The organism is Bradyrhizobium sp. ARR65 (assembly GCF_000472385.1).
In the GTDB taxonomy this organism is placed as follows: domain Bacteria; phylum Pseudomonadota; class Alphaproteobacteria; order Rhizobiales; family Xanthobacteraceae; genus Bradyrhizobium.
This window is the reverse complement of record NZ_AWZU01000130.1, coordinates 1-1562: the sequence shown is the minus strand read 5'-3', so window position 1 is coordinate 1562 and position 1562 is coordinate 1. Positions and strand designations below refer to the sequence as shown.

Genomic DNA, 1562 nt, shown 5'->3' with positions numbered 1-1562 from the left:
ACCTACCAATTGGTGAAAGGCACGCGCGGCGCGGGCGACTCGCGCACCTTCACTATAACCGCCGGTACTGCCGGACAGGCGATTAGCGGTCTGACACTGAACTCGACTCTCCCCGGAAACGGGCACCCGGTGAATACCTTCACAGTGACGGCAACAAATAGCACGAGCGGGGAGACGGGGACCTCGGCGGCGCAAACCATCACCGTGACGGACCCGCCAGCGATATCGCAAAGCAATCCCAACTTCAGTACCACAACTTACCCAACAGGAAACGCGCCCGAAGGGCTGGCTGCCGGTGACGTGAATGGCGACGGATTTCCCGACCTTTTTACCGCGGACACGGGCAGCAATTCCATTTCCGAGCTCTTAAACAATGGCAACGGCACATTTGCGCCCGTGACTACGGCAGTCTCAGTCGCTTTCCCTCACTCCGTGGTTCTTGCAGATCTAAATGCAGACGGCAAACTGGACGTGATAACTAACAGCGGCCCTACCGGTGCCTCCCAAGTCGCGATAGCGCTTGGCAACGGTAACGGCACTTTTCAGGCGCCGGTCTCGTTTGGCAGTGCAATTGGTTACAATGAAGCTCTAGTGGCTGACCTTAATGGCGATGGGAAGCTGGACGTTGCGGCAATTGATCAATACGGCAATACTGTCTCGGTGTTCCTCGGTAATGGCGACGGCACATTCGGTTCACAAGCAAATTTTGCGGCCGGAACCACTCCCACCAATTTTGCGATCGGAGACGTCAATGGTGACGGCAAATTGGACTTAGTCATCGGGCATTCCAACAGCACTTTGGTTAGCGTGCTCATCGGCAATGGCGACGGCACATTCCAGGCTCCAGCGGATTATTCAGTCGGGCCGACTACGAGTAATGGTCACGTACGGCTTGCGGACGTAAATGGCGATGGCAGTGTCGACATAGTCGACGGAGTAGACACTGGGACCGTCATACTACTTAACAATGGCAACGGTACATTCGGTTCTCCATCTCCGGCTTCAAGCGGAGGACAGCCTCTCGGGCTCGCCGACATTAATGGCGACGGCAAGCTTGATCTAGTAATGACTAACGATACCAACAACACGGTAGCAGTGGCTTTGGGTAACGGCGATGGGACGTTCCAGACCGCGTCAAACTATCCTACAAATAGTGCACAACCCGGCAACGGCACGATACGAGATCTTAATGGCGATGGTAAATTAGACATTGCCGTACCGGATGTTAGTGGCGCCGCTGTATCGGTTCTTCTGAACACAACTGACACGAGCCCCGAATCCTCCGAACCGCCGACGCTGACAGCGCCATCTTCTCTGAACGTGACGGCAGGCGGGTCGACGCCAATGGGCATCACAGCGTCGCCGGTCGATTCCGACGATAAGCTCTCAGTAACTATCAGCGGCGTTCCGCTTTTCGAATCCATAAAGGCGCCTAGTGGCGATACCGTCACCTACCAATTGGTGAAGGGCACGCGCGGCGCGGGCGACTCGCGCACCTTCACTATAACCGCCGGTACTGCCGGACAGGCGATTAGCGGTCTGACGCTGAACTCGACTCTCCC

At 56.3% G+C, this 1562-nt stretch carries 1 protein-coding gene; it reads left to right on the top strand.

Annotated features, from left to right (window positions below; genetic code table 11):
- Positions 1–1562: FG-GAP repeat domain-containing protein (locus tag F758_RS47050; protein WP_024513504.1), on the top strand; the 1562-nt coding region annotated here is incomplete at both ends.